A 3212-nucleotide genomic window follows, 5' to 3' on the forward strand; every position below is an offset into this window, starting at 1 on the left:
TCTTCTGCGATGATTCTTGCTTCAAAATTTCTCAAATTTTGATCAATTGGTGCTGGTGTTACTCTTACAAGCTCATTTTGACCAAATTCACTAGTAATAAGTCCTGAACCAGGAATAAACGTTGACCTTGTCGTCATAAATCTAGCACCTTTATTTGCAAGTTTAATTTCTTCAACAGAATTTGCCGACTTAACTTTCGATATTCTTTTCAAGATTTCTTCTAAGACTGTATTAGCACGATCTAAATCACGAGCTTGATTCCAAGACCAATTAGACACCTTAACCTTGTCAACCTCAGCTTGTGCTTTGATACGTTCTGCTTCTAAATCTTTAAGTTTGCGTTTACGTTCTAATTCAACCTTCTTAGAAGTTTCTGCATTAGTTATTCCTTGGGTCTCTTGTTGTTTTTTAGATTGATGCTCATTCTCTAATGTCCTAATGCGTCTTTGAAATTCCTCTCCAGATATTTGTCCTTTACTTTGAGCCTGTTTCAAGAACGCGATCTCCTTATTATACTGCTCATCAAGCTGATTTAATTTCTCTTTTCTCATTGAAATTTCGTTATCAAATTCTTCTTCAAGACGCATAATTGCAATTTCACTTTGTTTTTCTAATTCTTTCAAATCTTGATCACGTCTCTCTTCAACCTCTTTGATCCTTTGTTGTTCAAAACCTTGAAAAAGTCCAACTGTAAAATCCAAAGCAGCTGCACCAAGTGCTCCCCAAGGTCCAAAACTTGCTAACATATCTTTTGACACATCAAACAACGACTGTGTTACGGTATCAGCAGTATTACCCGCTGCAACATTTTTGCCCAAATCTTTATTCACAACTTTAGTTACAACATCCAAAGCTTTTGATACCAACCCACTTAAAGCATCATATAAAGTATCAAATAAAGACTCAGTTTCACTAAGTAAAGACTCAGTTGCCGTTTGTGCTTTTTCTGCAATTTCAATCAAAGAACTTTTATTTGCATCATTAAGACTATCAAACAATTCCTTATGTACTTTGACAAATTCGGAATAAAGCTTCTTAATTTCAACTTCCATCTCAGCAGCCGCTTTTTCTTGTTCCTTTAACGGCCTCATTAGAACCTTAAATTGCATTGTTTGTACTTTATTTTGTAAAGCTTTATGCGCTTCTACAAAAGCTCTATCATCTGTCGTTTTTTCAAATTCGTCTACTCCCTTTTTCAGGGCAATAAACAACTGCTTATTAGAATCATTAAGAGAATGAAAACTTGCCGAATAATTATTAACAAATTCTTGCTGCTTCACATTAATAACATTAGCAAGTTCCTTCATTTTACTTTCTTGTTCTTCATATGGAAGAATCAAAACTTCTTGATTAAGTCTTGCTATTTCTGCTTGTAAGTCCTTATGTTCATTAACAAAATGATGATTAGATTGAGCAAAATCATTAACCTGTTTCTCAATATTAGCAAGAGTTTGTTGATTTTGTTGAATCAAAATATCAAAATTTTTCCCATACTTAGCAATAAATTCCTTATTTTTTGCATTTACTATAGACTGTAAATCACGAGTAGCCTTTTCTTGTTCATGCAAAGGCTTGATGAATACTGCTCTTTGCATTTTGAAAATTTGTTGTTGCAAAGTCTCATATTCTGCAATCATCTGCTTATTGAAATTATCGATTCTTCTTTTTTCGGCCTCTATTTTTCGTTTTTCTGAATTACTATTATCCTTCAACAAATCAGGAGCAGGCTCTGATGATGCAACTGTCTCTACAATCTTCTTATCTTTACCTTTAGCCATACTCAATGCTCCATATAATGTATCCCAAACACTTTGTGACCATTTTTTCAAAGTTTGGAAAAGAGAGATAATTGGTTCAAATCCAGCCCTAAATTTTTCAACAAATTTAGTAGCAACATAGTTTGCAAGATCTTTTATTTGATTGAAAAAATCAACTACAGAATTTTTAACGTTTACAAAAATATTGACAACCGGACTAAATGCAGACTTAAATCCTTCAACAATCTTAGTAGCAACATAAACTACAAACTCTTTCATTTTATTAAATACATCAACTACAGAATTTTTGATCTTTGCAAAAATATTGACAACTGATTGAATTGCAAACTTGAATCCTTCAACAAACTTGGTCGAAATATAACCTACAAAATCTTTCATTTTATCAGAAATATAAATTATAAAATTTCCAATATGTTTCCAAAGTCCAACTGTCAAATTAAATACAAATTTGTACCATTCAACTGTTTTACCACCAACATAACCTACAAAATCTGTCAATTTCTTAGTAAAAGTAATTACCGAAGCAGTTGCTTTTGTTATGGGAACTAAAATTCCAACCATTAACCATTGTTTCGTTTTTTCAAAACCAATCATCAAAGGTTCAAATGCTTTTCCAAGCTCCAGAAATAATTTACTACTTAATTTAGAAGTTTGAAGCTGAGCTTCTGACAAATTCTTTGCTCCACGAGCAGTATTGCCGTAAAACTTACCACCTTCAGCTGTAGCCTTCTTAAGAGCACCACTTAATTCATCAAAACCAACTCGACCTTTACTTGCCAATTCTAATAATTCGTCACTTGCTACTCCAGCTTCTTTTGCCAAAATATCCGTAATATCAACTCCAACACTACGAAGAGCTTCAAGATCTTCTACGGCAATCTTATTACTAGCCTCTACTTTAGAATAGATCTCTGCCAACTTTGTAAGTCCTTCACTACTATTCCCCGCAGCCTCCCCAAACATACGCATACGTTGACTAACTTCAGAAGCAGAAGCTCCATAAGATAACATGGTTTGAGCAGCACTACTTATAGCTTCACTAGTAAATGTGGTTTGTTCCCCAAAAGCATTCATATCATCGGCTAAAGCTTTTCCAAGACTATCGTTATTTAGCATCTGTGAAAAAACACTAACTTCATTGTTAAATGATTCTAAAGACTCCATAGCGCCTGTAAAAACATTATTAACAGCATTGCCCGCCATTTGAAGAGTTTTCACAATCAAAACTATAGGACCAATAGTATTTACCATTCTCTCTAAAGCGTCCGCTGCTGCATTTGCCATATTTTTTACATTGAACAAATTTTTACCAACACGTTTTAGAGTGCTCCCAACGCTTTTGAAACTTTTGGTACTATTACTTCCAACAACTTTGACGGCTGAAGCAAGATTTTTGAAATTATCACCCATCCTTCGAGTATTCTCAATCAAAGC

General features: G+C 33.8%; 1 protein-coding gene. It reads right to left on the reverse strand.

What is annotated here, in order from left to right:
* Positions 1-3212: tape measure protein (locus U880_RS0103595; RefSeq protein WP_024654784.1), on the reverse strand; the 3212-nt coding region annotated here is incomplete at both ends.

Origin of the sequence: Borrelia hispanica CRI (assembly GCF_000500065.1) — a bacterium.
GTDB lineage: Bacteria > Spirochaetota > Spirochaetia > Borreliales > Borreliaceae > Borrelia > Borrelia hispanica.